Consider the following 25,301-nt stretch of genomic DNA (forward strand, 5'->3'; position numbering starts at 1 on the left):
ATGTCTGCCAAGAATTATTGAACCAGCAAAATAGAGCCCTGTCAACCAGCAAAATAGAGCGAGATCTGTCGGTAAAACAGAGGGTAATTGCCCGGCATATCAGAGGAAACACCATACCCCTCGCGGCCGTACGCGGTCTGCATGTACGAATGGCAGTCCAAGGCCTGCGGACAAGATGAGTCCTGCGATAGCAAGCGGGGGAGCACGGCGGTCACGTAGCGGATATGACGGGCACGATGTGAGTGATTCACTCACATCGCAATCGTGATGTGAGTGAATTTTTGGCAGAAACTGACACAGACTTAACGAAGGGAAACTCTATTCTCGCAGGTCAGAGGATTACTGAAAGCGTACTCGAAGTGAGTGATTCACTCACTTCGTCAATGTGATGTGAGTGATCCACTCACTTCGCGACGCTCGAGGCGACGATGTGAGTTGATCACTCACATCACGCACGTTCGGAACGCCGAGATCCACATGTTGTGCGGTACGCGCCAGGCACCGCGCGGCACGCGCACCCGGCTCGGCCCCGCCTGCCCTACTTCACGCCGGCCTTCTCCTTTGCCCGCTCGATGGTGGCGAGCTGCTCCGACGAGAGGTGAATGCCGCCGTACACGCCCCCCTTCTGTCCACCCCCCTCGTTGACGATGAGGTCCTCGAGCTCGCCGCGACGGCGGAAGCGCAGCTTCTCGCCGGGCAGGACGCGCTCGGTGGGATCATCGGGGTTCGTGATCCTAAACGCGCCTCCGCTCTTGAAGTTCTCCTTTGCCACCGAGATCATGAGCTTGATGCGATTGAGCTGATTCACCTCCGAGGCGCCCGGGTCGTAGTCCACGGCCACGATGTTGCTCTCGGGATGTAGCTGGCGCAGCCGCTTGATCACCGACTTGCCCACGACGTGGTTGGGCAGGCAGGCAAAGGGCGAGCAGCACACGATGTTGGGCGTGCCGTGCTGGATGAGGTCAACCATCTCGGCCGTGAGCAACCAGCCCTCGCCCATCGTGTTGCACAGCGACAGGATGGAGCTTGCCTTCTGGGCGAGCTCATGGATGTCCTCGTAGGGAGAGAACCTCTCGGACTTGGCGAGCATCTTGTTGATGGGCACCCGCATGGAGCTCACGAGCTTGATACCCGCGCTGTGCGTGAGGCGACTCATGGCCTTAGTGCCCAGTTCGTCGTGGGTGTTGATCGCATTGGACATGCCAAAGAGGAAGAAGTCCAGAAGGCCCGGAACGTCGGCTTCGCAGCCCTCGCCCTCGATGACGTCCACGACCTGGTTGTTGGCCGTCGGGTGAAACTTGACCAGGATCTCTCCCACGACGCCGACGCGCGGCTTGCTGCGGTCGTCCGTGAGCGGCAGCGTGTCAAAGCGGTCGATGGTGTCTCGACAGAGGCGATAGAAGCTCTTGCGGTCGGTGCGAGGTATCAGGGTCTTGGCACGCCTCATCAGGCTGTCGTAGAGCCTGTTGGCAGAGCCCCTCTCGGTCTCGTAGGGACGTGTGCGATACAGGAGCTGCATGATCAGATCCCCATAGAGCAGCGCATAGATCGCCTTGACGATGAGGCTGGGCTTGAAGAGGTTGAAGCCAGGCGACGACTCGCCAAGCCCGCTCGCCGCCGTGAGGGAGATGACTGGCACCTCCTCGTGGCCGGAGTCCTTGAGGGCCTTGCGGATGAGGGCGATGTAGTTGGTGGCGCGACACCCTCCGCCCGTCTGGGTGATCAGGACCGCCGTGCGCGTGAGGTCGTACTTACCCGAGAGGACGGCCTCCATGATCTGGCCCGTGACCAGGATGGACGGGTAGCAGATGTCGTTGTTCACGTACTTGAGACCCGTGTCCACGGCCTTGTGGTCGACCGAGGGCAAGAGCACGCAGTTGTAGCCCTCCGCCCTGAGCAGGGCCTCCACGATGTCGAAGTGGATGGGCGCCATCTGCGGGGCAAGGATGGTGTAGCCCTTGGCCTGCATCTCCTTGGTATAGTTGTGCTTCGTGAACGCGGCGCTCTTCGCCTCGCGATACACGGGCGTGCGACGGGAGAGGTCGGTCTGGCGGGCGCGCTCCAAGGAGCCATCGGCCATGCGCACGCCCACGGGCGCGGCCTCAAGCGCGATGCCGGCGGCCGTCTGGCGCTCGAGCTCGGCCTTCTGCTCCTTGAGGGCGGCCATGAGCGAGCGCACGCGAATGCGGGCAGCGCCGAGGTTGGAGACCTCGTCTATCTTGAGCACGGTGTATATCTTGCCAGAGGCCTCGAGTATCTCCTGCACCTGGTCGGTCGTGAGAGCGTCGAGGCCACAGCCAAAGGACTGCAGCTGGATGAGGTCGAGGTCGTTCCTGCTCGCGACAAAGCGGGCGGCACGGTAGAGACGGCTGTGGTACATCCACTGGTCCACGACACGGATGGGCCGCTCGGGCATCATCTTGTGGGCCACGGAGTCCTCGGTGAGGACCGCAAGGCCAAAGCCGTGGAGCAGCTCGGGGATGGCATGGTTTATCTCGCCGTCGTTGTGGTAGGGACGTCCCGCCAGCACAATGCCGTGAGAACCCGTGTCCTCTATCCACTTGAGGGTCTCGTCACCCTTGCGGTGCATGGCCTCCTTGAAGGCGAGGTCCTCCTCCCAGGCCGCGTTCACGGCCGCGTCTATCTCTTTGCGCGTGATGGGCGTCCCACGCACACGCCCCTTGCCGGACGCGGCGTCCTCGACACGCTGGACGGCGATGACCTCAAAGAGGCGGCGCTTGAGCTCCTTCTTGTTGTCGTAGGGGATGAAGGGGTCCAGGTACTCGACCTTAGGGGAGGAGAGCTCGTCGACGTTGAGCTCTAAGGACTGCGGATAGCTCATGACTATCGGGCAGTTGTAGTGGTTGGTCGCGGAGTCATCCTCCTGTCGCTCCCAGCGGATGCAGGGCATCCAGATGAAGTCGGGATCCTTGCCGAGCAGGTTCATGATGTGGCCGTGGCTGAGCTTGGCCGGGTAGCACACGGACTCGGACGGCATGGACTCGATGCCCGCCTCGTAGGTCTTCTTGGTGGTCTTGTCAGAGAGGATGACCGAGAAGCCGAGCTTGGTGAAGAAGGTGTGCCAGAAGGGGTAGTTCTCGTACATGTTGAGCGCGCGGGGGATCCCCACGGTGCCGCGGGGCGCCTCGTCTACCGGCAGCGAGTGACGGTCAAAGAGCAGGCGGTTCTTGAAGTCAAAGAGGTTCGGCGCCTTGCTCTGCTCGCGTCTGGGCTTGCCGGAGCCCTTCTCGCAGCGGTTTCCCGTGATGAAGCGCCTGCCTCCGCCGAAGTCGTTGATGGTGAGCTGGCAGTTGTTCGAGCACAGGCCACAGTGCGAGTTCCTGCGCTTGACCTTGAGATTGTCTATCTCCTCGCGTGAGAGGAGCGAGGATGTGCCCGTGGCGCCCGCCCGGTCTCGGGCGAGCAGAGCCGCCCCGTAGGCGCCCATGGTGCCCGCGATGTCCGGTCGGATGACGTCGCGACCCGTGAGCAACTCGAAGGCCCTGAGCGTGGCATCACTCATGAAGGTGCCGCCCTGGACGATGACGTATCTGCCGATCTCATCGTAGTCGCGCAGCTTGATGACCTTGAAGAGTGCATTCTTGATGACGGAGTACGAGAGGCCCGCCGCCACGTCGCCGATGGTCGCCCCCTCCTTCTGGGCCTGCTTCACGCGGGAGTTCATGAAGACGGTGCAGCGGCTGCCGAGGTCGATGGGGCGCGCTCCGCGCACGGCAGCCTGTGCGAACTCCTGCACCGTCATGCCCATGGAGTCAGCGAAGTTCGCGATGAAGGAGCCGCAGCCGGCCGAGCAGGCCTCGTTGAGCATGATATGCTCGATGACACCCCCCTTGACCTGCAGGCACTTCATGTCCTGGCCTCCTATGTCCAGGATGAACTCGACGTCGGGCACGAAGGCCTTGGCGCCGCGCAGGTGAGCGACCGTCTCTATCTCGCCGGAGTCGGCGCGCAGGGCCTCGATCAGGATGCCCTCGCCGTAGCCGGTCGTGGTCACGTGCCCTATGGCACAGCCCTCTGGCAGACGGTCATAGATGTCGTCCATGATCTTCTTGGCGGTCCCCAGGATGTCGCCGTTGTTGTTGTCGTACCAGGTGTAGAGGAGCTCTCCCGCCTCCCCCACGACGGCAGCCTTCATCGTGGTGGAGCCGGCGTCGATGCCAATGAACACACGGCCGCAGTAGCCCTCGAGCCTGCCCTTGGGGACGACCTGGGCGTCGTGGCGCGCCTTAAACTCCTGGTAGGCGGCCTCGTCGGCAAAGAGGGGCTCAAGGCGGGCGACCTCTGAGCCCTGCGTGTCCTTGAGGTTGGTGAGGGCGTCGACGACCTCCTGGAAGCTCACCCGCCTGTCGGACTCCCCGGCAAGCGCCGCGCCCGTGGCCACGAAGAGGTGGGCGTTTTGGGGGATGACGCGGTGTTCCTCGTCGAGCTTCAGCGTGACGTAGAAGCGGTGGCGCAGCTCGGAGAGATACTGCAGGGGTCCTCCCAGGAAGGCCACGTAGCCACGGATGGGATGGCCGCAGGCAAGGCCGCTGACCGTCTGGTTCGCGACGGCCTGGAAGATGGACGCCGCGATGTCCGCGGGGGCGGCACCCTCGTTTAGGAGGGGCTGAACATCGGACTTGGCAAAGACGCCACAACGCGACGCAATGGGGTAGATGTGCGTTGCCTCACGGGCAAGGTCGTTCAAGCCAGAGGCATCCGTCTTCATGAGCGAGGCCATCTGGTCGATGAAGGCGCCTGTACCGCCCGCACAGGTGCCGTTCATGCGCTGCTCGATGCCGTTGTCGAAGTAGATGATCTTCGCGTCCTCGCCACCCAGCTCGATGGCACAGTCCGTCTGGGGGATGAGGGTCTCGACGGCACGCTTGGAGGCGATGACCTCCTGCACGAACTCGAGGTCGAGCCACTTGGCGAGCAGCATGCCGCCAGAGCCCGTGATCGAAACGCGCATCGACGGGTTGCCTATGACAGCCTTCGCGCGGGCGAAGAGCTCCCGTGCCGTGGCGCGGACGTCGGTGTGATGGCGCTCGTAGTTGGCGTAGATCAGCCTGCCGCTTGCGTCGATGACGGCGAGCTTGACCGTGGTGGAGCCCACGTCAATGCCAAGGCGCAGATCCATGTGGGAGAGGTCGATGCGATTTGCGGGATAGAGCTCCGCCCCAAGCTGCCTGAGCTCGACGGGCTTCGCCGCCATAACCTGAGCCTGGGTGGACGCTGCGTGATTAGCCATTGTCGGACGCCCTCTCTACACGTGGACCTGAGTCACCAGCTACGAGCCGGGCACCGTCACCGACGCTCCGCCTGCCTGCGGTGCCCGCGCCGTCACCGGCACTCAGCAGCGCGAGCGCGATCGTGGGAATGTCAAAGTCGATGGCCCTGCCATAGAGGTCGCCGGGACGCACGAACATCAGCGAGGTCATGACACGAGCCATCACGGCAACGGACTCATGCATGCCGCTCGTAAGCCAGCGGACAAGGACCCCGACCTCCGCGCTGATGGAGAAGGTCAGGTAGTAGTCGAAGATGGGACCAAGGAGCTCAAGGTCAAGGCCCTTGGCGGCACGGGCGGCTATGACATCGCGGGCCATGCGCTTAAGGCGCTCGACAAAGGCGGGGTCACCTCCGTCTCCGAGGAGCGCGGCGAGATAGTCTCCGTGCTCCTTGAAGTATGAGAGCAGCTCCTCCGAACCCGGGCAGGGGGCGAAGCCGTCCAAGGCATCCTGCAGGATGTCGAGGTTCACGGCTGCTATGTTGCCAACCAGGCCCTTGAGGTCTCGGATGGTCTCCGCCTCGATCTGGCCCACGAGGTCGTTGATGTCCTTGAAGTGCGAGTAGAAGGTGCGACGCGTCACGCTGGCGCGGTCGGTAACGGCCGTGACCGTAACCTGAGTGAGGTCACCGGTGGCTTCTATCTCGGCCGCAAGGGCGTCGCGCAGGGCACGGCGCGTACGAACGCTGCGACGGTCTCCCGTCATGCGCGGATTGCGCAGCTGTGTGCCAACCTGCCGAAGAGCTGTTCTCATATGCCGCGAACCCCCAGTTCTTGCTCACACTGTGCAGTATGTTACAGCGTGAGTAGTATTGCACAATGTGAGAAAGAACATACGTGGCATGGGCACACGCATGGCTACGCCACAATTACTTCACAGGAGGGGGTAGCAGACGGTGCGTCACGAGTCCTTGGGGACGTGGCGCCCGCGCTTCGAAAGCCTCGTTTATCAGGACTTACTGATCCTCGTTCGGGCGGACGTCCTCCCCGTTCGTCTCTGGGCCCAAGGAGGTCTGGGCATCTGCCGACTGAGGGGACTGCGACGCGGCGTGGAGTTCCGCCGTTTGAGAGGATTGCGACGCGGCGTGGGACTCCACCGTTTGAAGGGACTGCGACGCGGCGTGGGACTCCACCGTTTGAGGGGACTGCGGAGCGGTGCGGGGTCCTGCCGACTGAGGGGACTGCGACGCAAGCGCCTCGATGGCAAGTGAGACCGGATCGGTAAAATCGATAGGCGAGGGTCGATCGCTTGGAGCGGATGCGTTGGGAAAAGAGCTTATGTCACCCCCATCAACAGGGCGAGAAGATGGAGTACCCGCTTGGTCGGCGCGAGAGAGTCCCGCAGATGCAGACAGGCCCCACTCGACGTCAGGGGGACGTACCCCAGACGCGGCACCGGGCGCAGGAGAGGCATTCTGCCCCTGGAGCTGATCCCCTGGCCCCTGCCCCTGGAGCTGGGACTGCCCGAGCTGGTAGGGCTGCGCGGCATGCTGGTCCCCCCCGCCCAAAGATCCCAACCGTGCATCCGAACTTGGCTGCCGCCCTGCAGGCAGCGAGTCTGTGCTCTTGCCCCATGACGGAACATCGAACTGCCTCATCCATAGCCCGACCATGGTGTGGATCAGCAGGAACACAACGGTGCAGTAGACGGCCATCAGCAGGAAGATCACTGGATACAGAAAGAGAACGAAGAGCACGCTGCCCGCAAGGCCAAGGAAGACACCTATGAAAGCAAACACGTAAGACAGTAACAGCGGGGCGAACTCGCAGACGAGCGCGACAAGCGCAACTAGGCCCGAGATCTTGGCATAGCCGCCAGCATCACGCTTGATCATCTCCACAATGCGACTGATCTGATACCCTGCAGCAGAATCCTGATAGATGGTTGCCCGCACGCCCACCATGACCGTGAGGACCGTGCAAAACGAGACTACGGCGATAAGCGGCCAACCGACAGGGCTCCAGACGCTCAGCAGAAGCCAAGGCAGCATCCTGATAAGCATCAAAGTATCCAGCGCATCGGCAAGGGGGCCAAGATATGAGCGGGTCACCGCCATTGCGACAGCGCAGTAAAGCACCACCCACACAATGCACCATCCGAGGACCGCGACAAAGGCACGACAACCGCTCTGGAAACACCGAGGGATATCGATGCCCCGCCTCTGGGGAGGCCCTTCGAAGCCCCAGGCAACACGACGGGCCCACTCCATCTCGTATCCCAGCACAACGAGCCACCCCACCACTGGAACGAGCATATAGACGGATAACGTCAAGATGGGCGTATACCAGCCCCTATCCCTGGTGAGCAGGCCCCACGCATGAGAGAGGTATCTCGTTTCTCGCATGGTCCACCGACTCCTTCCCACATAGCGACAAAGCTCTCTGTTGCCGCCTGCGGTCGAGCGCCGAGGCGACCGGCGGGAGGTCACGCTACGACGTCCGAGAACTCCTCGTGCTTCTCGAACCAGCCTTGGGCATAACTGCAACTCAGACGCGCCCGCATTCCGCGATCGCGCAGCTCTTCGGCAAGGCGCTGGCACAACCTGCCCGCAATGCCCTGCCCACGCCCCGCAGGTTCCACAAATGTATGGATGATGTCCACGGTATCGGGTGTGAGTTGGTGGAGCTCGATATGACCAAGCTCGACCCCCTCATCAGCCATGCAGCAAATCTTATCCGCAGATACCTTAAATGTCATGCCCGCCCTCCCATCGTCGTACACCGCCATGCTTCCTGTGGCGTCACGGGGAAACTGCCCACAACCCCAAAGCAGCTCGTGACCCCAAGGCCACTTGCAGCTCAATAGTGTACACAAATGGCCCAAACGGGCACCGAGAGACCCCTGGCACCGATCTGTGTACACTCCTGCGACCCCGGGGGCTGTCCGTAGTTCAATAGTGTACACAAATGGCCCAAACGGGCGCCCGGAAGCTCTCACTCTCGATCTGTGTACACTCCTGCGGTCACTTACGGCCCCCGCAGCCCTTGCGACCACTCACGGCCCTTGCGGCAGGATCACCCGCCTAGAGCGTGGACAGGTTGATCGCAGACTGGCTGTCTATGGGTCGATTGTCTTTCAGCACTCCCGTAACTATGAAACGATGAGGGCCATGGTATTCCTCGACCATGCAGGTGCTCAGCTGCAGGATCTTATCCGTAGCGGCGTCAAGCGTGGCGCCCTCGCGAATGTTGCGCCTCGATGATTCGGGATTGAGCACAAAGTTGTAGTACTCCTGGAGCGCCTGGGGGTTCTTGAAGTCAAACGAATTGAGGATGTGCCGGTCATCATACTCATATGCGGCCACGATCTTGTAGATGAAAACACGGCCGGGTGTGAAGACGTACATCACGTCATGCTCAGCAAAGAAGTTTGCGTCCTCGAAGTTGTGGAGCGACCTGAACAAGTGGATGGGATCGTCGGTGTTATGCCCATAGAGCACCGTCACAGGGTCAGAGAAATCGAGTGCGTTCATGCTCTGTGAGAAGATGGCACCGTATGGAGACGCCTTACCCGAGCGATTGTGATCGAGGTAGTACGTGTCATCATCTGGGCTTTGCAGCACAGGGTTGTTCACGTTGGTCCCCGGAATCGTGATCCACGCATAGATGTCTTGGTTCTCCTCCTTGAGCTTAGAGAAGTCCACGGCGTTCTCGACGTCTGTGGTCTCCTCACCCTCCCCCTCATCGGAATCTGTGCTCACCGTTGGAACAGGATCTTCCGCCGCCCGCTGCTTCTCTTCCGCGACGCTAGGTGAGACGGGCGGATGAAGCGTCACAGCGGCTGCCGCGACAACGAGGACGAGCGTGGCGACTGCCACGATGACCATACGGGGCCTTGCGCCCCATGCCATCGTCCTCTGCCTCAGCGCCTGCCACATTTGCGTCAGCACCTGTTTCAGCATGAACCCCTCCCCACACACGAGCAGGGTGAGAGACGGCTGCTCTCACCCTGCCTCACAAGACCTATGATACTTCAAGAAGTCGCGCTACTGTGCCCTCAGCTTCCGGCGGACTCCAACTGTGCCAGCGACCGCGATGACCGATAGCACGGACACAACCGCTGGCACGATAGTAGATGACAGGGGCATGCCAACTCCAGTCTGTGGAGACCTTGTGCTCGTATCCACCCTGCCTACGCTCTGTCTTACCACCGAGGGGGTCACGCCGTCGCGCATGACCAAGGTATACGTGGACAGCCGCTCCATCTCGAAGACTGCCTCGCCGTTCGCATCCAAGGTCCTCTCCTTGACCTCCGTGCTGCCATCATCATGCTCGACATACAGCAGAACCTCTTTGCCAGCAAACTGCCTTTCGAACATAACCCGAATCTCAAAGTTTCTGTACGTTCCCTTCAACACAAAGGACGCCCAGAGATCGCCCGGCAGCGGGGTGTAGTTGGAGGCACGCGTGTCACTCCAATACATGTCATCAAGAGTCCCGGTAGTCTGTTCCGTCGGAACGATGTATATCCACCTCGCAACTCCATCAGCGAAGGTCGTCCGGTCGCTAAGCGACTTCCGGTACCTGCTATAATCCGGTGTCGCGCGATTCGAGTTGTTGTCCCTGGGCGTGTTGTCCCTAGGCGTGTTGTTGTCCGGTGTCACGGAAGAGGAGGTCTTCACGACCAAGGTACACACGGTGTCATCAGTCACGTCATCCATCGAGTATGAGACGGTACCGTAGCTGTTGATGATCGCATCCTTGGTCTCCGTGGAGCCGCTCGCATGCTGGATGTAGAGCACGGCATGCTTTCGGGCGTACTTGCTGTCGATGTTGGTGTACGCAAGCACAAAATTCTTCAGTGAACCTCTGAGCAAGAAGGACTTAACGACAACATCACCCTCTGCCGGCGTGTAGTTCGAAGCCCTCCGATCGGTTACCCAATAGGCTTCCAACCCAGACCCTACGGTCCTGTTGGACTTCCCGAACCATACGAACTCATCCGAAGTCCTCGAGTCAGGGACCGGAGTCGGGTCTGGCTTGGGGGTGGGATCGGGCTTGGGGGTCGGAGCCGGGTCGGGCTTGGGAGCCGGGTCGGGGGTCGGGGTCGGGTCGGGCTTGGGGGTCGCGTCGGGGGTCGAACTCACGGGCTCGCAATTGATGGAGAACCTATATGAGCCCGACGCCTCAACCGTAATGAACATGTGTCCGCTGCCCGTACCGTCAATGACACCATTCTTGTCAGACGTTTTAGTGATGACTGACTCGTGGACGTCCGCCCCGTCCCCTGCGATGCTGCCCTTCTTCTCGCAGTAGATGGTGTACGTCCTTCCGCCCATCACCCCCCCAGCCAACCAGAAATCTATCTTTGCCTGCGCGGGCTCCGTAGAGCCGTCGGAGGCGTCCGTAGCTAGATCGATGTCAAAGCTACCTTCATACCTGCCGCCCTTGTAATCGAGTGGGCCACCCTCTTTGACCGCCTTGTAGTTGGACGCCTTATCCGTGGACCCCACCATCTTGCTGACGATGACGTCGCCCTTCACGGACTCAACCTGAACTGTCATGCGACGCTCCGCAGAGGACACTGGAGGATAGATTGATTTGTCATACGTGACCTTTGCTTGCGCTGTGAGAGGTATCACCAATGCGAGCAAAAGCGCGCCGAGCAATGCCGCAAACCTCTTTCTCATCACATTCCCACCTTTCACCTTCACTTATAGATCCGAATACCACAGTACCTCTACGTAGTATAAGGTTACCCGTATTTCCCTCTCATTGCAAGAGTATTTTTTCAATCTATTTTAGCATCTTTTTCGCTCGCTCAAAGCACGGCGCCGTGGTCCGCGCACGGCTCAGCTATCTGTTGATCGGACAGACCGGCGCTCCTGGTGCCCTCCCGCTCGCCCGTGTCCTGGGTTGGGCCCCAGTCGTGCCGCGTCGTGTCCTCCTCGCGGGGCTCGGGCGGTCTTGACGGGTCCAGGTACTGGCCGATCACGCACTTCTCGCCCCTCGTCCCGTCCCGGAGGACCTCCCAGATATAAATCTCGGAGACGCCCTCCAGGTCCTCGTGACCGACGCACGTCTCGTAGTAGTAGATGTACATCTCGTACCTCTTCCCGGCGTCGGTGACGATCCCGGTGATATGCGGGTTGACGTAGTACTCGAGCACCCTGCCGTGGTCTACGGACTGCGAGCTGGCCGAGAGGACCCTCCAGTCGTTGTCCGAGAACGAGACGAGGCCGAAGAGGTAGCTCCTCCTCTTGTCCGTCTCCACCCTGCCCTCGAAGAAGGCCATGCCCCGCTCTATCTCCCCCCTGAGCTCCGGCCTCGCGCGGCTCGCCTCGCAGAACATCGCCTCCACGCCCGCGACGTCGTCCTCGTTCAGGCGGCGCAGGAGCTCCGATGACAGCTCGCCCCCTATGGCGGAGTCCGTCCTCGGGAGGGAGCAGCCCCCCTGCAGCAGGGCGCACGCGAGGGAGAGCGCGGCCGCGATGAGCGAGCGCCTCACCACAGCTGGTCCTCCTCGCCCCTCCATACGAGCCACGCCTTCCTGGATTTGTCGTCGAAGACCATGAGGTCCCTCTTCTCAGGGTCGCCGCCCACCCCGTCCCTCAGCGCCTCGCACATCCCGATCCTGCCGGAGAGGTCTAGCCGAGAGGCCCCTCAGGGAGGTCGTGGCGTCTGGCGTGGCCGCGACAGACCCCGCGCGGACGAACGCCCAGAGCCAGCCGAGCCGCCCACCCATCGCTCCCCATCTCCCTTGGAAATGACGCACGCGCTGACAGATACCGATGGACTCAGTATAGAGGATAGATGATGGTACGATTGAGAACTTCGAAGGCGGACGATTGCAACCCGTCCCGACGTCCGCCCTACCGCCCGCACCTGACGCGGGGGCTAGACACGGGCAGTAGCCTTGATCTCGACCTTCGCTCCCTTAGGCAGCGCGACCACCTGGAAGGCGGCGCGAGCGGGATAGGGCTTGGAGAAGAACTCCGCGTAGACCTCATTCATGGGACCGAACTCGTCGATGTCGGTCAAGAGGACGGTGGTCTCGACGACGTCGCACATGGAGGAGCCGGCAGCCTCAAGGATGTTCTTGATGTTGGTGAGGCTCTGGCGAGTCTGACCCTTGATATCCGCAGCCACAAGCTCGCCAGTGGCAGGGTCGATGGGGATCTGCCCCGACACGTGAATGCTGTCCTTGACCTTGATAGCGGCAGAATAGGGACCGAGCGCGGCAGGTGCCTTGTCGGTAACGATGGCGGTCTTTTCCATGTGACTCTCCTTTGCTCTGTCCGCATGCGCGGGACCTCTGGGCCCGCAGGCGCGGGCGACGCCTCATTTTAGGCTCTTCGGGGGTTCGTGTGGGTTGACGTCTCGGCGAATCGCGTCGCAACAGCGTACACAAGTGCCCCACTCTGCACCCGGCGACTCACATAAAGACGCACTCTGCGCCGGCGACGCCACCTCGACGTGACCAAAGGGCGCACTCTGCACCCGCCACCTCACGTAAAAGCGCAGTCTGCATGCGAGCGGTCGCGCAGAGTGCGCCTTTCCGTGAGGGCCCGGTTGCGTCGGTTTTTGTGGTGTATGAAGGGTGGCGATGCCTGCCCGGATGCCGAGTCCTGCTCTTCTTGGGGGGCATGCCCCCCCAAGAAGACCTTGCTCTGCCCTTACCTTACGACGCCTTGGCGTATTCGTCAAGCGCCACCATCATGATGACCTCGGCGCGCGCCCTCACCTCCTCGCTCGGGGCGAACCCCTCGATGCGATTCTCGGCCCTCTCGAGCCCCAGGACGGGCCTGAGGGACTCCCTCGACATGAACAGGTTCTCGGATGCCCAGTCGGCGTCCGCCTCGTCCACGATGCCGCCGAGCAGGCGCAGAACGGACTCCGTCGACGGGAACGTCCGGGCGACCCTTGGCCCTGCGCTTGTGCCCGCGGCTCGTGCGCTCCCGCGCGTTGTTGGTCCGGATCTCGGCGCGGTGCTCGCGCGGGAACGACAGGTATGCGAGCGCGTCGACCTCGGCGTCCTCGAGCACGCGGGAGGCGTCCGGCGCGAAGGAGGCCAGCTCGTCGACGGCCTCGTGGCAGGGGGCGCGCACGAGCGTGGGGTCGGACTCCCCGAGGATGGGGGACACGGCGGCGCGGGCGCGGCGCTGGGCCTCCCTGCCGTCGATCTTGGCGAGCACGTCGCGCCTGGCGTGGACGACGCGGCGCTGCCACGTCGCCTCGGGGTAGACCTCCCGGATCGCCCCGGCGAGCCCGTCGTGGGCGTCGGAGGTGACGAGGCGCACGTTGCGCACCCCGCGTCCCTCGAGGTCCTGCAGGAAGCCGCGCCAGGAGGCGTAGCTCTCGGCGTTCGCGCACGCGAGGCCCACGAGGCGCCTGCGCCCGTCGTCGCCGACGCCGATGGCGGTGACGAGGGCCTCGGAGCGCACGCGCCCGGAGACGCGGCACCCCGCGTAGGTGGCGTCCAGGAACAGGCAGTCGAGGCGCATGGCCGACCAGTCCCTTGCCAGAAACGCGTCGACCTCCCCGTCGACCGCGGCGCACAGGCGCGAGACCTGGTCCCTCGGGGGCGACCCCGCCCCCGAGCTTGGCGGCCACCCTCCCGGCCTCGTGGGCCGGGGTGCCGGCCGCGCACGTCTCGGCGACGGCGGCGGCCAGGGCGCGATCGGTGCGCGAGTAGCGCTCGAGCAGGTCGGTCGGGAAGTACGAGCCGCTCCTGAGCTTCGGGATCCTCAGGTCAAGCGTGCCGACCGTGGTGTCGAGCCTGCGGCTGCGGTAGCCGTTTCGGCTGTTCACGCGCCTGTCGGAGCGTGCCCCGTACTCGGCGCCGCACGCCTCGTCGGCCCGGGTCGACATGATCTCGTCGGGCACGGCGGCCATCGTCGTGTCCGTCATGTCGCACAGGCTCGACGCGCTGTCCGGAAATTCGAGCAACACGTCCACCGGCTCGGGGTTGTCATGGGTTATCCTGTTGGGGCTGACCATCGTCTCTTCCTTTCAGTCGTTTCTTGGTCGGAGCGACATTCTAGGATAGGCGATGGTCTTCTTCTCCCTCCTCCCATACACCACAATTTTCGACGCGATCGAGGGCCCGCCCCCAGAATGCGCTTTTCCGTGAGGGTCCGCGCCCAGAGTGCGCTTTTCCGTGAGGGTCCGCGCCCAGAGTGCGCTTTTCCGTAGACTGCGCTTTTCCTCACCTGCGCAAACGCTGAGCCACCTCACGCAAAGGCGCATTCTGCGCAGACCGCCTTACGGAAAACCGCACCCTGTACCCGGCAACTCACGGAAAAGCACACTTTGTACCGGCGATGCCACCTCGACATGGCCAAAAGGCGCATTCTGGACGGGCGACGTCACGGAGAAGCGCACTTTGCGTGTGGGCCTCACCAAAGGGCGCGTTCTGCATGCGAGCGGTGGTTGCGCCGAGAGCCTGTTTTCGCCGATCTGTGTACACTCCTGCGTCCCCACGTCTGCCCGCAACGGCGTAACAGTGCACACAAGTGCCCCAAGACGGCGCCGAGAGGCCATTTTCGCCGATCTGTGTACACTCCTGCATACCCACGGCCGCTCGCGCGACCGGGCGGGGCCACGGGTCCCACGACATCGACGGCCCCATGGCCCCCGTGATGCCAGAGCGCTCGGACCTGAGGCCCACGCCACCGGGGCGGTGACGCAACCACCTACCCACACGAACTCACGAAGCCTCTCATTTTATCGCCCATAGTGCCCCACAGTTTCTCGTGCACGATCCAGCACACGCCAACTGGGAGATCATCTTTGGGCTCGTGCCCCGCAGTTCCTTGAGCATGGGGTCAAAGAGGGCCTCAACCGGCAAGGGCAACAGCCACCGAAGAAAACCGCAACAGCCGGGCACTGAGAGAGCCGACACCCACAGCCAGCGACCCGCGAAAGGCGACCTGCGGGTATCATGTTGATAGGCGCGACAGGAGACGAGACACGGAAAGCGAGTCGCATATGAGCTGGTCATGGCCCTGGAGCCGCAAGGCAACACCCGAGGCGGCAGAGCCACGCAATCTGGATGGTCTAATCCGGTGGCGCTTGCGCTACACGGGACGAGTCCAAGGCGTCGGCTTCCGCTTTACCGTCAGGGGTCTCGCTAGAGAGTGTAAGGTCACGGGTTGGGTCAAGAACCTCGATGACGGAGACGTCCTCATCGAGGCCCAAGGCACCCCAGACCAAGTGAGCGCCCTCACAGACGCCATCAAGCGCGAGAGCGCACGTGAGAGGACCTGGGTGAGGGCCACACTCGCCACGCGGGAGGAGCTGGCACCCCAGCAAGAACAGGACTTTCGAATCGTGCACTAGACACCAAAGACAGTACGCACCGTATGTCAGTCGCACAGACAGCCCCTCGCCTGCGCCGGGAGGCAAGGTGCCAGACGAGGGGCAAAGGAGCGCTACTCGCCCGGGCGTCCGCCTGCGGGCGGCTCGCCCGTCTCGAGAATCCTGTCGAGCGCCGCCTCATCGAGTACGGGCACGCCCAGGTCCTGTGCCTTCGTGAGCTTGGAGCCCGCAGCGGCACCCGCGACCACGAAGCTCGTCCTCTTGGAGACGGAACCCGAGACCTTAGCACCCAGCTCCTTGAGACGAGCTGTGGCCTCGCTGCGGCTGTGTCCCTCAAGCGTGCCTGTGAGCACAAAGCTAAGACCAGAGAGGCTCTGGGGTCTTTGGGGCAGCTGGCCAAAGCCCTCCTGCTCGAGAGATACCCCAGCCTTGCGCAGGCGCTCTATCACGGCCAGGTTTCTGGGAATCGAGAGGAACTCCCTGACCGCCTCCGCAATCTTGGGACCGATGCCGTCGATCACGGCAATGTCCTCTTCGGAGGCGAGCGTCAGCGCCTGCATGCTCCCAAAGTGGGTCGCGAGCAGAGACGCCACGTTGGCGCCCACATGACGGATGCCCAAACCAAAGAGGACACGTGCGAGACCGGCTTGCTTGGAAGCCTCGACCTGCCCCATGACCTTGGTCGCGATGGTCGCACCAAGGACGATGGGGTCCCCCTTGCGGTGGTCCCGCGTGCTCGTCTCGTACCTGCGACCGCTGTCCACGGCCGCAAGCACGTCCACACTGAGCTTGTCGTAGTAGTCCGCGACGTCAGCGAGTAGCCCCTGCTCGACCATCCGGCCCACGAGCTCGTCTCCCAAGCCATCGATGTCCATGGCAGCGCGGCTGCCCCAGTGGATGAGGCGCTCGGTAGCCTGCGCGGGACAGTCGAGGGAAAGACAACGGTAGGCAACCTCTCCCTCCTCGCGCACGACGGGGCTCCCGCAGGCGGGGCAGCGCTCGGGCATCTGCCAGAGCGGTCGCGCCTCGTGCTCGACCGCTAGGTCACCCTCGGTCACGGGACCAACGACCTCGGGGATGACATCGCCCGCCTTATGGACCACGATCGTGTCGCCCTCGCGCACGTCCTTGCGTCGCAGCTCGTCGATGTTGTGCAGGGTCGCCCGGGCGATGGTGGAGCCCGCCACCACCACGGGGTCGAATTCCGCGACCGGCGTGAGGACGCCGGTGCGCCCCACCTGCACGCGGATTGCGCGCAAGATGGTGCGCCTCTCCTCCGGAGGAAACTTGAGGGCGACCGACCAGCGCGGCGCGCGCGCCGTGAAGCCCAGGGCACCTTGGCTGGCAAACGAGTCAACCTTCACGACGACGCCATCGATGTCGTAGTCAAGCTCCTCGCGATGCGTAAGGGCATCCTGGCAGTAGGCATGGACCTCGGCCGAGCTCTGTACGAGGCGGGCGTGCGGGTTCACCGAGAAGCCGCAGTCAGAGAGCCAGGTAAGAAAGTCATGCTGGGTGCTCACCTGAAGCGGTCTCTCGTCCGCAACGGCGTAGATGAAGGTCCTGAGGTCACGGGAGCGGGTAATCTTAGCGTTCTTCTGGCGCAGACTCCCTGCAGCGGCATTGCGTGGATTTGCGAAGGGCGCGCGACCGGCAGCGTCGCTCTCCTCGTTCAGCCGCACGAAGCTCGCCTTGGGCATGTAGACCTCGCCGCGCACCTCCACGCTCTGGCCCAGCCCGCCATCGGCGACACGAGCGAGACCCGCGGGCTTGAGTGCCCTCGGGATGTCCTTGATCGTGAGCGCGTTGGCCGTGACGTTCTCGCCCGTGGTGCCGTCACCGCGCGTCGCCGCCCTGAGAAGCTGCCCGTTCGTGTAGGTGAGGGCGATGCCGAGACCGTCTATCTTGAGCTCGCAGGTATAGGCAACGGGTTGTGCAGCCGTGGCACCGAGCGCCTCGTCTGTGCGGGCAAGCCACTCGTCGAGCTCCGCAAGACCCATCGCGTCATCGATGGAGTACATGCGACGGGCATGGAGCACCGGCTCGAACTGCCTCGAGACGTAGCCGCCGATGCGCTGGGTGTAGCTGTCAGGGCTCACAAGCTCGGGGTGTTCCGCCTCGAGGGCGATGAGCTCCTGCAACCTGCGGTCGAACTCAGCGTCGCTCATCTCGGGCTCGTCGAGCGCGTAGTAGGCATAGGCGGCGTGCTCCAAGACGCGGTTGAGCTCAGCAGCACGCTCTCGCAGACTCTGCCCGCTGGTGGGGATGGCCCCCTGTCCGGCCTCTCCCGCCCCCTCTGGTCTTGGCCGCGCATCCGTGAACGGCGACCCCTGAGCGCCAAGGTCTCTCTCGTCTGTCATCTCTGCCCCCTCGCATGCGTCCCTCACACCTCAGCAGAGTAGCGCAATGGTAGGTGGACCTGCACGGAACAGCAACTACGTCAAGCGACACTCCGCGCACGTAGGCGCCCGTCCCATCGCGATGGATGCGGCAAAACTTCGCACAAAGGCCATGTGCACAGCACCAAGCGTCATAATAGGGTGCGCCCATCGACAACACGACGTGAGGAGGATCCATGTCAGCCAAACCATCCGGCCAAAAGGCCACGAGGAGCGTGTCTGCCAGGCAGGTGCCCGCCACGAGGGCGTCAAGGCGCCTCTCCTTAGGGCATGCCCCCTACCTGCACTGGGGCGTCATCGGTTGCGGTGTCATAGCAAACCAGATGGCCGAGGCACTCGCCCTCCAGGGACGTCAGCTCGACGGCGTCGCAAACAGGACCCCCTCGAAGGCGCACGACTTTGCGGACAAGCATGGCGTCAAGAGGTGCTACGAGACCATCGATGAGCTCATTGGCAGTCCCGACATCGACGCCATCTGGCTCACGACGCCACACAACACCCACATTCACTTCCTGCGCCAAGCCCTGACCGCAGGTAAGCACGTCCTCTGCGAGAAGTCCATCACCCTCAACGGGGGTGAGCTGCGGGAGGCCATCGATCTGGCAAAGAGAACCGGCGTCCAGCTCATGGACGCCAACACGATCCTGCACATGCCCCTCTACCGAGCGCTCACGCGACGCCTGGCCGCAGGAGAGTTTGGTCCCATGAACCTCGTGCAGCTGAACTTTGGAAGCTACAAGGCGTACGATATGGAAAACCGCTTCTTCAATCCGCAGCTTGCCGGAGGAGCCTTGCTCGACATTGGCGTCTATGCGGCCACGCTCGCACGCCTCTTCATGATGTCAGGTCCAGACGACGTCGTCTCCATCATGAATGCGGCCCCCACCGGCGTCGATGAGACCTCGGGCATCGTGATGCGCAACCCCCAAGGTCAGATGGCGACCATGACCCTCTCGCTCCACTCCAAGCAGCCCAAGCGGGCCATGATCAGCTGCGACAAGTGCTACATCGAGATCATGGAGTACCCTCGCGCCGACTCCGCACGCATCGTCTGGACCTCAGACGGCCACGTCGAGGCCTTCAGCGCTGGCACGACCGACTACGCGCTTTGCTACGAGATGGCCGACATGGAGGCCGCCGTCGCAGGCGACGTCGAGACGCGCGGCCTCATGCGCATCACCCTCGACGTGATGGACCTCATGGATCGCCTGCGTCGCGATTGGCAGTTTAGGTATCCCGAGGAGCAGTGACAAGACTACGATCGCCCGAGCCAGGTGGGCGGACAGTCGCGGCTATCTGCCCGCCCGCGCGTCACGGTCACCTTCCTGGCGGCCGGCTCTTGCTCCCCCTCGTGACACCACAAGCTCGCTTACGAGTACGGCAAAGAAGATGAGGGCAAATCCCGCCACGAGGCGCGGGGTGAGCCTCTCCCCGTACAGGAGCACGCTAAACGCGACGGCAAAGACGCTCTCGAGCGAGAAGAGCAGTGCGGCCTTGGAGGGCTCGACGTGGCGTTGGGCCAGGTTCTGCAGGAGGGTGGCGAGCGCCGTAGAGAGCAGCGCCACGTAGGACATCTGCCACCAGAAGTCTGCGGGCATAGCGGCGAGGTCCGGCAGAGGTTCCGCCACGAGCGCGTAGACGGCGCAGATAAGTGAGCTCACGGCAAACATGACGATGGTGATGACCGCGTAGTCGTGTGCCGCCGCATAGCGGCCGACGGCGACGATGTTGAGCGCAAAGAAGCAGGCCGAGACCAACGTGAGCGCATCACCTGATGAGAGCGAGGGAGAGAGGTCGGCACCGCTGTCGCCGAGCGAGAGGAGGCCCACGCCCACGAGCGCCATGAGGGCGGCCGCGACGTTGTTCGCGCCGGGCCTGCGGCGCAGCAGCGCCCAGTTGAAAAACGGCACCATAACACAGTAGGTGGTCGTAAGAAAGGCATTGCGCCCGGGAGTCGTTCCCACGAGCCCCACGTTTTGAATGAGGTACGCCAAGCCAGCGGGTACGCCGATCATGACGCCTGCGAGCACGTGACTGACGTCCAGGTAGTTGTGAAGGCGTCTCCAGAAAATGACGGAAAGGACAAGCCCCGCCACAGCGAAGCGGATCGTCACGAGCCACCCTGGGGTAACGGCGTCGAGCGCGCCCTTCACCACGACGAAGGACGCGCCCCATATGAGGGCGGAGAGGGCGATCGCGCACTCGAAGGCCCAGACAGGTATGTTCTTGGGAAGTCTCATGGCATAAGTATACGCGCACAGGCGCCGAGTGCGCAGTCTGCCTGCCACTCGGTGGCGTCGAGTGCGCAGTCTGCGTGCCACTCGGTGACAGCGAATGGCACGACATTTCTTGGCAACTGCGCATATGCCGACTTTCGCGCCACTCGGTGGCGTCGAGTGCGCAGTCTGCGTGCCACTCGGTGGCGCCGAGTGGCACGCAGGGAGAAGCCCCTTATGTCTGGAATCTCGCACCGTCCTAGCCTGTGCCCACCAGAAGCCCCAAAGAGCCTTTTGTCGCATCCTCGAGCCATGCGGCCACCCCATCACGATAGAATCTGTGGTATGGGCGTCACGTCACGCCACCCACAGCGCGCCTGCCCCACCGTGCGCCACACGACACAAGGAGGAGAAGGTATGTCCCACAACATTCTGGCCGAGTTCGGAAGCACCGCACTGATGATCATCTTTGGCGTCGGCGTCCACTGTGACACCGTGCTGAAAGGGACCAAATACCAGGGGTCTGGCCACATGTTCGCGATCACGACCTGGTCCTTTGGCATAACGGTGGCGCTGTTCGTCTTTGGGGGCGCAGTCTGCATGAACCCGGCCATGGCGCTGGCCCAGTGCATGCTCGGCCTCGTGCCCTGGGACATGTTCGTGCCCTATGCGGTCGCCGAGATGCTCGGTGGCTTTGCGGGCGCCGTGATAGCGTGGTTCATGTACGCCGACGACTTCAAGGCCTCTGAGGGGGTCATCGACCCCATCGCGCAGCGCAATATCTTCTCCACCAACCCCATCGTGCAGAACATCCCGCGCGATTTCTTCTGCGAGGCCATCTGCACCTTCGTCTTCATCACGGCCATCCTAGCCACGGCCGCTCGGGCGGGCGAGAACGTGCTGCTGCTCGCCATCGGAGTCGGTCTCATCGTGTGGGCAGTGGGCATGGGCATGGGCGGCATCACGGGCTTTGCGATGAACCAGGCCCGTGACCTCGGACCGCGCTTGGCCTACCAGCTGCTTCCCATCAAGGACAAGGCCGATAACAACTGGAGCTACGGTCTGCTCGTCCCCGGCATCGCCCCCTTCGTGGGCGCCGCCCTGGCGGCGTTCTTCGTCCACGGCTTCTTGGGCCTGTTCTAGAGAGAACTCCACATATGGCCCGCTCCGCATCAACCAAGCCACCCCATGGGTAGCGCAGGCACCGCGCAGGGACGTGAGTACAGCAAGCGCACGTCCCTGCGCCTTCTGAGGGAGCTTTTAGGCCCGTATAAGGGCCTTGCCGCAGCCACGCTGGCGCTGCTCCTCATAGACGTCGTAGGCATGCTCTACGTCCCTACAGAGCTTTCCGCCCTCGTGAATACGGCCGTCTCGGGCGGATCGCATCACGCGCTCGTGACTCATGGCCTCGTTATGCTCGTCTCGGCCCTCGCCGGCTCAGGTGGCTGCATCGCCTCATACTGGTTCGCGTCGCGCCTGGCGGCACGCGTCGGCCGCGATCTGCGCGTACGTGTCTACGAGCAGTCCCTCTCGCTTACGAGCTTTGAGTTTTCCCAGCTGGGGACAGGCTCCATGATCACGCGCACGCTCTCGGACGCAAACGTAGTCCAGCAGACGCTGGTCATGAGCTTTCTCATGCTTGCCCCGCTTCCCGTCATCTGCGTCGTCGCCATCGTGCTGGCATACGGTACCGACGCGATCATGGGGCATCTGCTCCTTGTGGTCACCCTCACCATGCTTGCCATATCAGCCGTGGCCGTGACAAGGTCGGCACCCATCTTCCTCAGGCTTCAGGAGTTCATCGACCACATGAACTCGCGCCTCCGCGAGTCGATCACAGGCATGCGCGTCATCCGTGCCTTTGGCAAGGAGGCCCACGAGCGAACGCGCCTGGGAAAGACCTTCGAGGAGTACGCCAAAAATGCCATCCGCGTGAACCTCGTCTTCTCCATCACGGACGCCTCCTGCTTCTTTCTCATGAACGTGGCCGAGTTTGCCGTCATGTGGCTTGGCGCCGACCGCGTGGGAGCCCATGCCATGCAGATAGGTTCCATCACGGCGTTCGTGCAGTACGTGATCCTCATCCTCTTCTTCACGATGATGGCCCAGTTTGCGATCCTGCAGCTTCCGCGCGCCATGGCCTGCCTCACGCGTGCGGCGGAGGTCTTAGACATACGACCTTCCATCCTTGATCCCGCAACCAAGGTCACGACCCTACCCCACAGCGAGCTGATCGCCCGTTTTGACCACGTAAGCTTTCGCTTTGCCGATGCCTCGGAAGACACCCTGCACGATCTCTGCCTCTCCCTGCGTCGCGGCCAAATGACGGCCATCATAGGTAACACCGGCTCTGGCAAGTCCACCATAGCCAAGATGCTCCTGCGCTTCAACGATGTGAGCTCAGGGAAGCTCTGCGTTCTTGGCGCAGATGTCCGCTCGCTCACGCAGGCGCAGCTCAGGACACACATGGCCTATGTCCCCCAGAAGGCATGGCTCTTCTCGGGCACCATCGCCGAGAACCTGCGCGATGCCGATCCACAGGCCTCAGACGAGCGCCTCTGGCACGCCATCGGCGTGGCGCAGGCCGACTTCGTGCGCGAGCTCCCGGATGGTCTTGACGCCCCTGTGGCGCAGGGCGGAACCAACTTCAGCGGGGGACAGCGCCAGCGCCTGGCCATTGCCCGCGCCCTCGTGCGCAGGGCCGATCTCTACATCTTCGACGACTCGTTCTCCGCCCTCGACTACAGGACGGATGCGGCGCTGCGCCATGCGCTCTCGCACGAACTCGCAGGCGCGGCCGTGCTCATCATCGCCCAGCGTGTGAGCACCATTCGCGAGGCCGCGCAGATCGTCGTCCTGAAGGAAGGGAGGATCGTGGGTGTGGGCACGCACGAGATGCTGATGGGGGACTGCAAGGACTATCGAAGCATTGTCGAGTCCCAGGAAAGGGGAGGCACTCTGGATGGCTAGCGAGCTGGAACAGGGGCAAAAGGCGGATGCCCTAGACGAGGAGCGCCCCGCGCACGCGCTCAACACGGCCCGTCGCCTCTGGGAGGTCGCTGCGGGACAGCGCTGGAGACTCGTCGTATCCGCGATATCGACCGTGCTCTACGTCGTGGGCACGCTTGCCGCAGTCAGCTACAGCGCCTTGCTCGTCGACCGGCTGTGGGAGAGCATTCAGGCAACGTTCGCAGCCGGGAAGACCTACACGCTCACGCTTGACAACGGAGGTCGCGAGGTCCTCTGCTACCTGGGTATCTGGAGCCTTGCCTGGGTATTCTACGCAACGCAGACGCTTGTCATGGCAAGCTTCGCCGAGAGACTCAACCTCCAGCTGCGCGAGCGCATCGCGGACAAGCTGGCGCTGTTGCCACTCTCGTACTTTGACGCGCATAAGCCCGGAGACACTATCAGCCACGCCACGAATGACCTCGACAAGATCTCTGAGGTAATGCAACGCGGGCTCCTGCAGCTGATCATCGCCAGCTGCACCCTCATAGGATCCGTAATCATGATGGGACTGCACAACCTCATGCTTACGGGCATATTCCTTGCGTTTTCGCTTGCGGCCTTCGTGGCGACGAAGGTCGTGTCCGCAAAGACGCTCGCCATCGCGGCACGGCGCCAGGCCGTCTTGGGAGAACTCACGGGAGGAATTGAGGAGGCGTACTCGGGACGCCTGGTCATCAAGGCCTTCGGGCGCGAGAGCGCGAGCCTGGCGAGCGTGAGCGCGAAGTCAGACGAACTCGCCCACGTGAGCTCGTGGGCAGACTTCATCACGAACGCAGTCTCGCCTGCCATCCGCCTTTTGGGGAAGTTGTCGCAGGTCGTGATCGGCATTCTCGCCGGCAACCTGCTTCTTGCAGGTCAAATGACGGTCGGCGTGTTTCAGGCGTTTTTTCAGTACATGACTGAAGCATCAGAGCCACTCACAGAGCTCTCGTTCTCGATAAACTCGCTGCAAGGGGCGCTCGCGGCAGCAGAGCGGGTGTTCAAGCTGCTCGACGAGGCAGAGGTCACACCCGATCCCGTCGAGCCGACACGCCTCAACAAGCCCGTGTTAGGCCGCGTTGCCTTCGAGCACGTGCGCTTTGATTACTCGCCAGACAAACCCCTCATGAGCGACATCTCCCTTGCGGCCGAGCCAGGGCAGAAGGTGGCCATAGTCGGCGCGACGGGTGCGGGCAAGACGACCCTCATCAATTTGTTGATGCGCTTCTACGAGGTCGACGATGGCCGCATCACGCTCGATGGGGTGGACACGCGTCAGCTTACCCGTAAGGACCTGCGGCGTCAGTTTGGCATGGTGCTCCAAGATGCCTGGCTCTTCGAAGGTAGCATAGCCACAAACATTGCCTACGGCAAGCCCGACGCCACGCGCGAGGAGGTTGAGGCTGCCGCTCGTGCCGCCCGTGTTGACTTCTTCGTGAGGACGCTGCCGAAAGGCTACGACACCTGGCTCGACAACGATGCAGAGAACGTGAGCCAAGGTCAGCGCCAGCTACTCACCATCGCCCGTGCCATGCTGTGTGACCCGGCCATCCTCATCCTGGACGAGGCAACCTCAAGTGTAGACACCCGAACGGAGCAGGCCATCACCCGCGCAATGGAAGCCATCATAGAGGGACGCACGAGCTTCGTGATCGCGCACCGCCTCTCCACGATCGTGGATGCGGACCTCATCCTCGTGATGGAGCAAGGAACCATCGTCGAGCAAGGCACGCACGAGGAACTGCTCGCCGCAGGCGGCAGCTACGCCGAGCTCTATCGCAGCCAGTTTGCCTAATCCACCTACCCCAGAGTCTGTGGACACTCGCGTGAGGGCATGTACCCAGTTGGAGGCTTCGTGAGTTCGTGTGGGTAGGTGGTTGCGTCACCGCCCCGGTGGGGCGGGCCTCACCGCCGGGGCGGTGACGCAGGAGTGTACACAGATCGGTGGAAATGGCCTCTCGGAGCCGTTTTGGGGCATTCGTGTACACTGTTGCGACGTTGCGGACAACCGTGGGCATGCAGGAGTGTACACAGATCGGCTAAAACGGCCTCTCGGATCCGTTTCGGGGCATTTGTGTACACTGTTGCGACGCGATTTGCCGAGGCGTCAACCCATACGAACCCCCGAAGAGTACCCAGTTGACG

17 protein-coding genes and 1 pseudogene are annotated in these 25,301 nt (G+C 62.8%); 5 read left to right on the forward strand and 13 right to left on the reverse strand.

The genetic code is table 11. The annotated features are described in order from the left end of the window. Nucleotides 1-538 precede the first annotated feature (538 nt). The 11 genes and pseudogenes from ADJ70_RS11470 to ADJ70_RS15780 all read right to left on the reverse strand — a co-directional run. Nucleotides 539-5,251, reverse strand: coding sequence for a 2-hydroxyacyl-CoA dehydratase (locus tag ADJ70_RS11470; RefSeq protein ID WP_050341579.1), 4,713 nt, complete (start codon nucleotides 5,249-5,251; stop codon nucleotides 539-541). Further along, a complete protein-coding gene (locus tag ADJ70_RS11475) occupies nucleotides 5,244-6,044 on the reverse strand; it encodes a TetR/AcrR family transcriptional regulator (RefSeq protein WP_083443993.1) in 801 nt (266 codons plus the stop codon). Before ADJ70_RS11475 ends, ADJ70_RS11470 begins: the two co-directional genes overlap by 8 nt. Before the next feature lie 202 nt (nucleotides 6,045-6,246). Then, entirely contained in the window at nucleotides 6,247-7,635 is a 1,389-nt protein-coding gene (locus ADJ70_RS11480) for a DUF4013 domain-containing protein (protein ID WP_050341581.1), read from the reverse strand. An 80-nt stretch (nucleotides 7,636-7,715) separates the two neighbouring features. Beyond that, complete coding sequence (locus tag ADJ70_RS11485) at nucleotides 7,716-7,988, reverse strand: GNAT family N-acetyltransferase (RefSeq protein WP_050341583.1); 273 nt, start codon at nucleotides 7,986-7,988, stop codon at nucleotides 7,716-7,718. Nucleotides 7,989-8,313: 325 nt separating this feature from the next. Beyond that, nucleotides 8,314-9,192, reverse strand: a complete 879-nt coding sequence (locus ADJ70_RS11490; RefSeq protein ID WP_050341585.1) for a class B sortase — start codon at nucleotides 9,190-9,192, stop codon at nucleotides 8,314-8,316. An 84-nt stretch (nucleotides 9,193-9,276) separates the two neighbouring features. Further along, nucleotides 9,277-10,794 (reverse strand): hypothetical protein, encoded by a 1,518-nt coding sequence (locus ADJ70_RS15145; protein ID WP_216597264.1) that lies wholly within the window; start codon nucleotides 10,792-10,794, stop codon nucleotides 9,277-9,279. 257 nt (nucleotides 10,795-11,051) lie between these two features. Then, a complete protein-coding gene (locus tag ADJ70_RS11500; RefSeq protein WP_050341589.1) occupies nucleotides 11,052-11,741 on the reverse strand; it encodes a DUF5104 domain-containing protein in 690 nt (229 codons plus the stop codon). Beyond that, nucleotides 11,735-11,857, reverse strand: a complete 123-nt coding sequence (locus ADJ70_RS15515; protein ID WP_256381290.1) for a hypothetical protein — start codon at nucleotides 11,855-11,857, stop codon at nucleotides 11,735-11,737. The genes ADJ70_RS11500 and ADJ70_RS15515 overlap by 7 nt, the downstream gene beginning before the upstream one ends. A gap of 270 nt (nucleotides 11,858-12,127) precedes the next feature. Beyond that, nucleotides 12,128-12,508, reverse strand: a complete 381-nt coding sequence (locus ADJ70_RS11505) for a RidA family protein (protein WP_050341590.1) — start codon at nucleotides 12,506-12,508, stop codon at nucleotides 12,128-12,130. Between the two features lie 425 nt (nucleotides 12,509-12,933). Further along, nucleotides 12,934-13,911: a transposase gene (locus tag ADJ70_RS11510; RefSeq protein WP_083443997.1), complete on the reverse strand. Its 978-nt coding sequence runs from the start codon at nucleotides 13,909-13,911 to the stop codon at nucleotides 12,934-12,936. Continuing rightward, nucleotides 13,883-14,230, reverse strand: a pseudogene (locus ADJ70_RS15780) (transposase); the annotation flags it as partial. The gene ADJ70_RS11510 and the pseudogene ADJ70_RS15780, both read right to left, overlap by 29 nt. Before the next feature lie 990 nt (nucleotides 14,231-15,220). Here ADJ70_RS15780 and ADJ70_RS11515 point away from each other — a divergent pair. Further along, nucleotides 15,221-15,571 (forward strand): acylphosphatase, encoded by a 351-nt coding sequence (locus ADJ70_RS11515; RefSeq protein ID WP_050341593.1) that lies wholly within the window; start codon nucleotides 15,221-15,223, stop codon nucleotides 15,569-15,571. Between the two features lie 92 nt (nucleotides 15,572-15,663). On the opposite strand, the gene ligA is transcribed toward ADJ70_RS11515, so the two are convergent. After that, a complete protein-coding gene (gene ligA, locus ADJ70_RS11520; RefSeq protein ID WP_083443998.1) occupies nucleotides 15,664-17,910 on the reverse strand; it encodes an NAD-dependent DNA ligase LigA in 2,247 nt (748 codons plus the stop codon). Between the two features lie 215 nt (nucleotides 17,911-18,125). On the opposite strand from ligA, the gene ADJ70_RS11525 reads away from it, so the two are divergent. Next, the gene (locus tag ADJ70_RS11525) at nucleotides 18,126-19,199 is read left to right on the forward strand and encodes a Gfo/Idh/MocA family protein (protein ID WP_083443999.1); all 1,074 of its coding nucleotides are present in this window, start codon (nucleotides 18,126-18,128) and stop codon (nucleotides 19,197-19,199) included. Nucleotides 19,200-19,241: 42 nt separating this feature from the next. On the opposite strand, the gene ADJ70_RS11530 is transcribed toward ADJ70_RS11525, so the two are convergent. Next, complete coding sequence (locus ADJ70_RS11530; protein ID WP_050341594.1) at nucleotides 19,242-20,189, reverse strand: DMT family transporter; 948 nt, start codon at nucleotides 20,187-20,189, stop codon at nucleotides 19,242-19,244. A 393-nt stretch (nucleotides 20,190-20,582) separates the two neighbouring features. Here ADJ70_RS11530 and larD point away from each other — a divergent pair, with 393 nt between their 5' ends. From larD to ADJ70_RS11545, 3 genes are read left to right on the forward strand one after another with little or no spacing between them, the layout of a single operon-like run. Further along, on the forward strand, nucleotides 20,583-21,308 hold the full coding sequence (gene larD, locus ADJ70_RS11535; protein ID WP_050341595.1) for a D/L-lactic acid transporter LarD: 726 nt from the start codon (nucleotides 20,583-20,585) through the stop codon (nucleotides 21,306-21,308). A gap of 45 nt (nucleotides 21,309-21,353) precedes the next feature. Continuing rightward, a complete protein-coding gene (locus ADJ70_RS11540; RefSeq protein ID WP_157051526.1) occupies nucleotides 21,354-23,135 on the forward strand; it encodes an ABC transporter ATP-binding protein in 1,782 nt (593 codons plus the stop codon). After that, nucleotides 23,128-24,951, forward strand: a complete 1,824-nt coding sequence (locus ADJ70_RS11545) for an ABC transporter ATP-binding protein (protein WP_050341596.1) — start codon at nucleotides 23,128-23,130, stop codon at nucleotides 24,949-24,951. The genes ADJ70_RS11540 and ADJ70_RS11545 overlap by 8 nt, the downstream gene beginning before the upstream one ends. Nucleotides 24,952-25,301: the final 350 nt, after the last annotated feature.

Origin of the sequence: Olsenella sp. oral taxon 807 (genome assembly GCF_001189515.2) — a bacterium.
GTDB lineage: Bacteria > Actinomycetota > Coriobacteriia > Coriobacteriales > Atopobiaceae > Olsenella_F.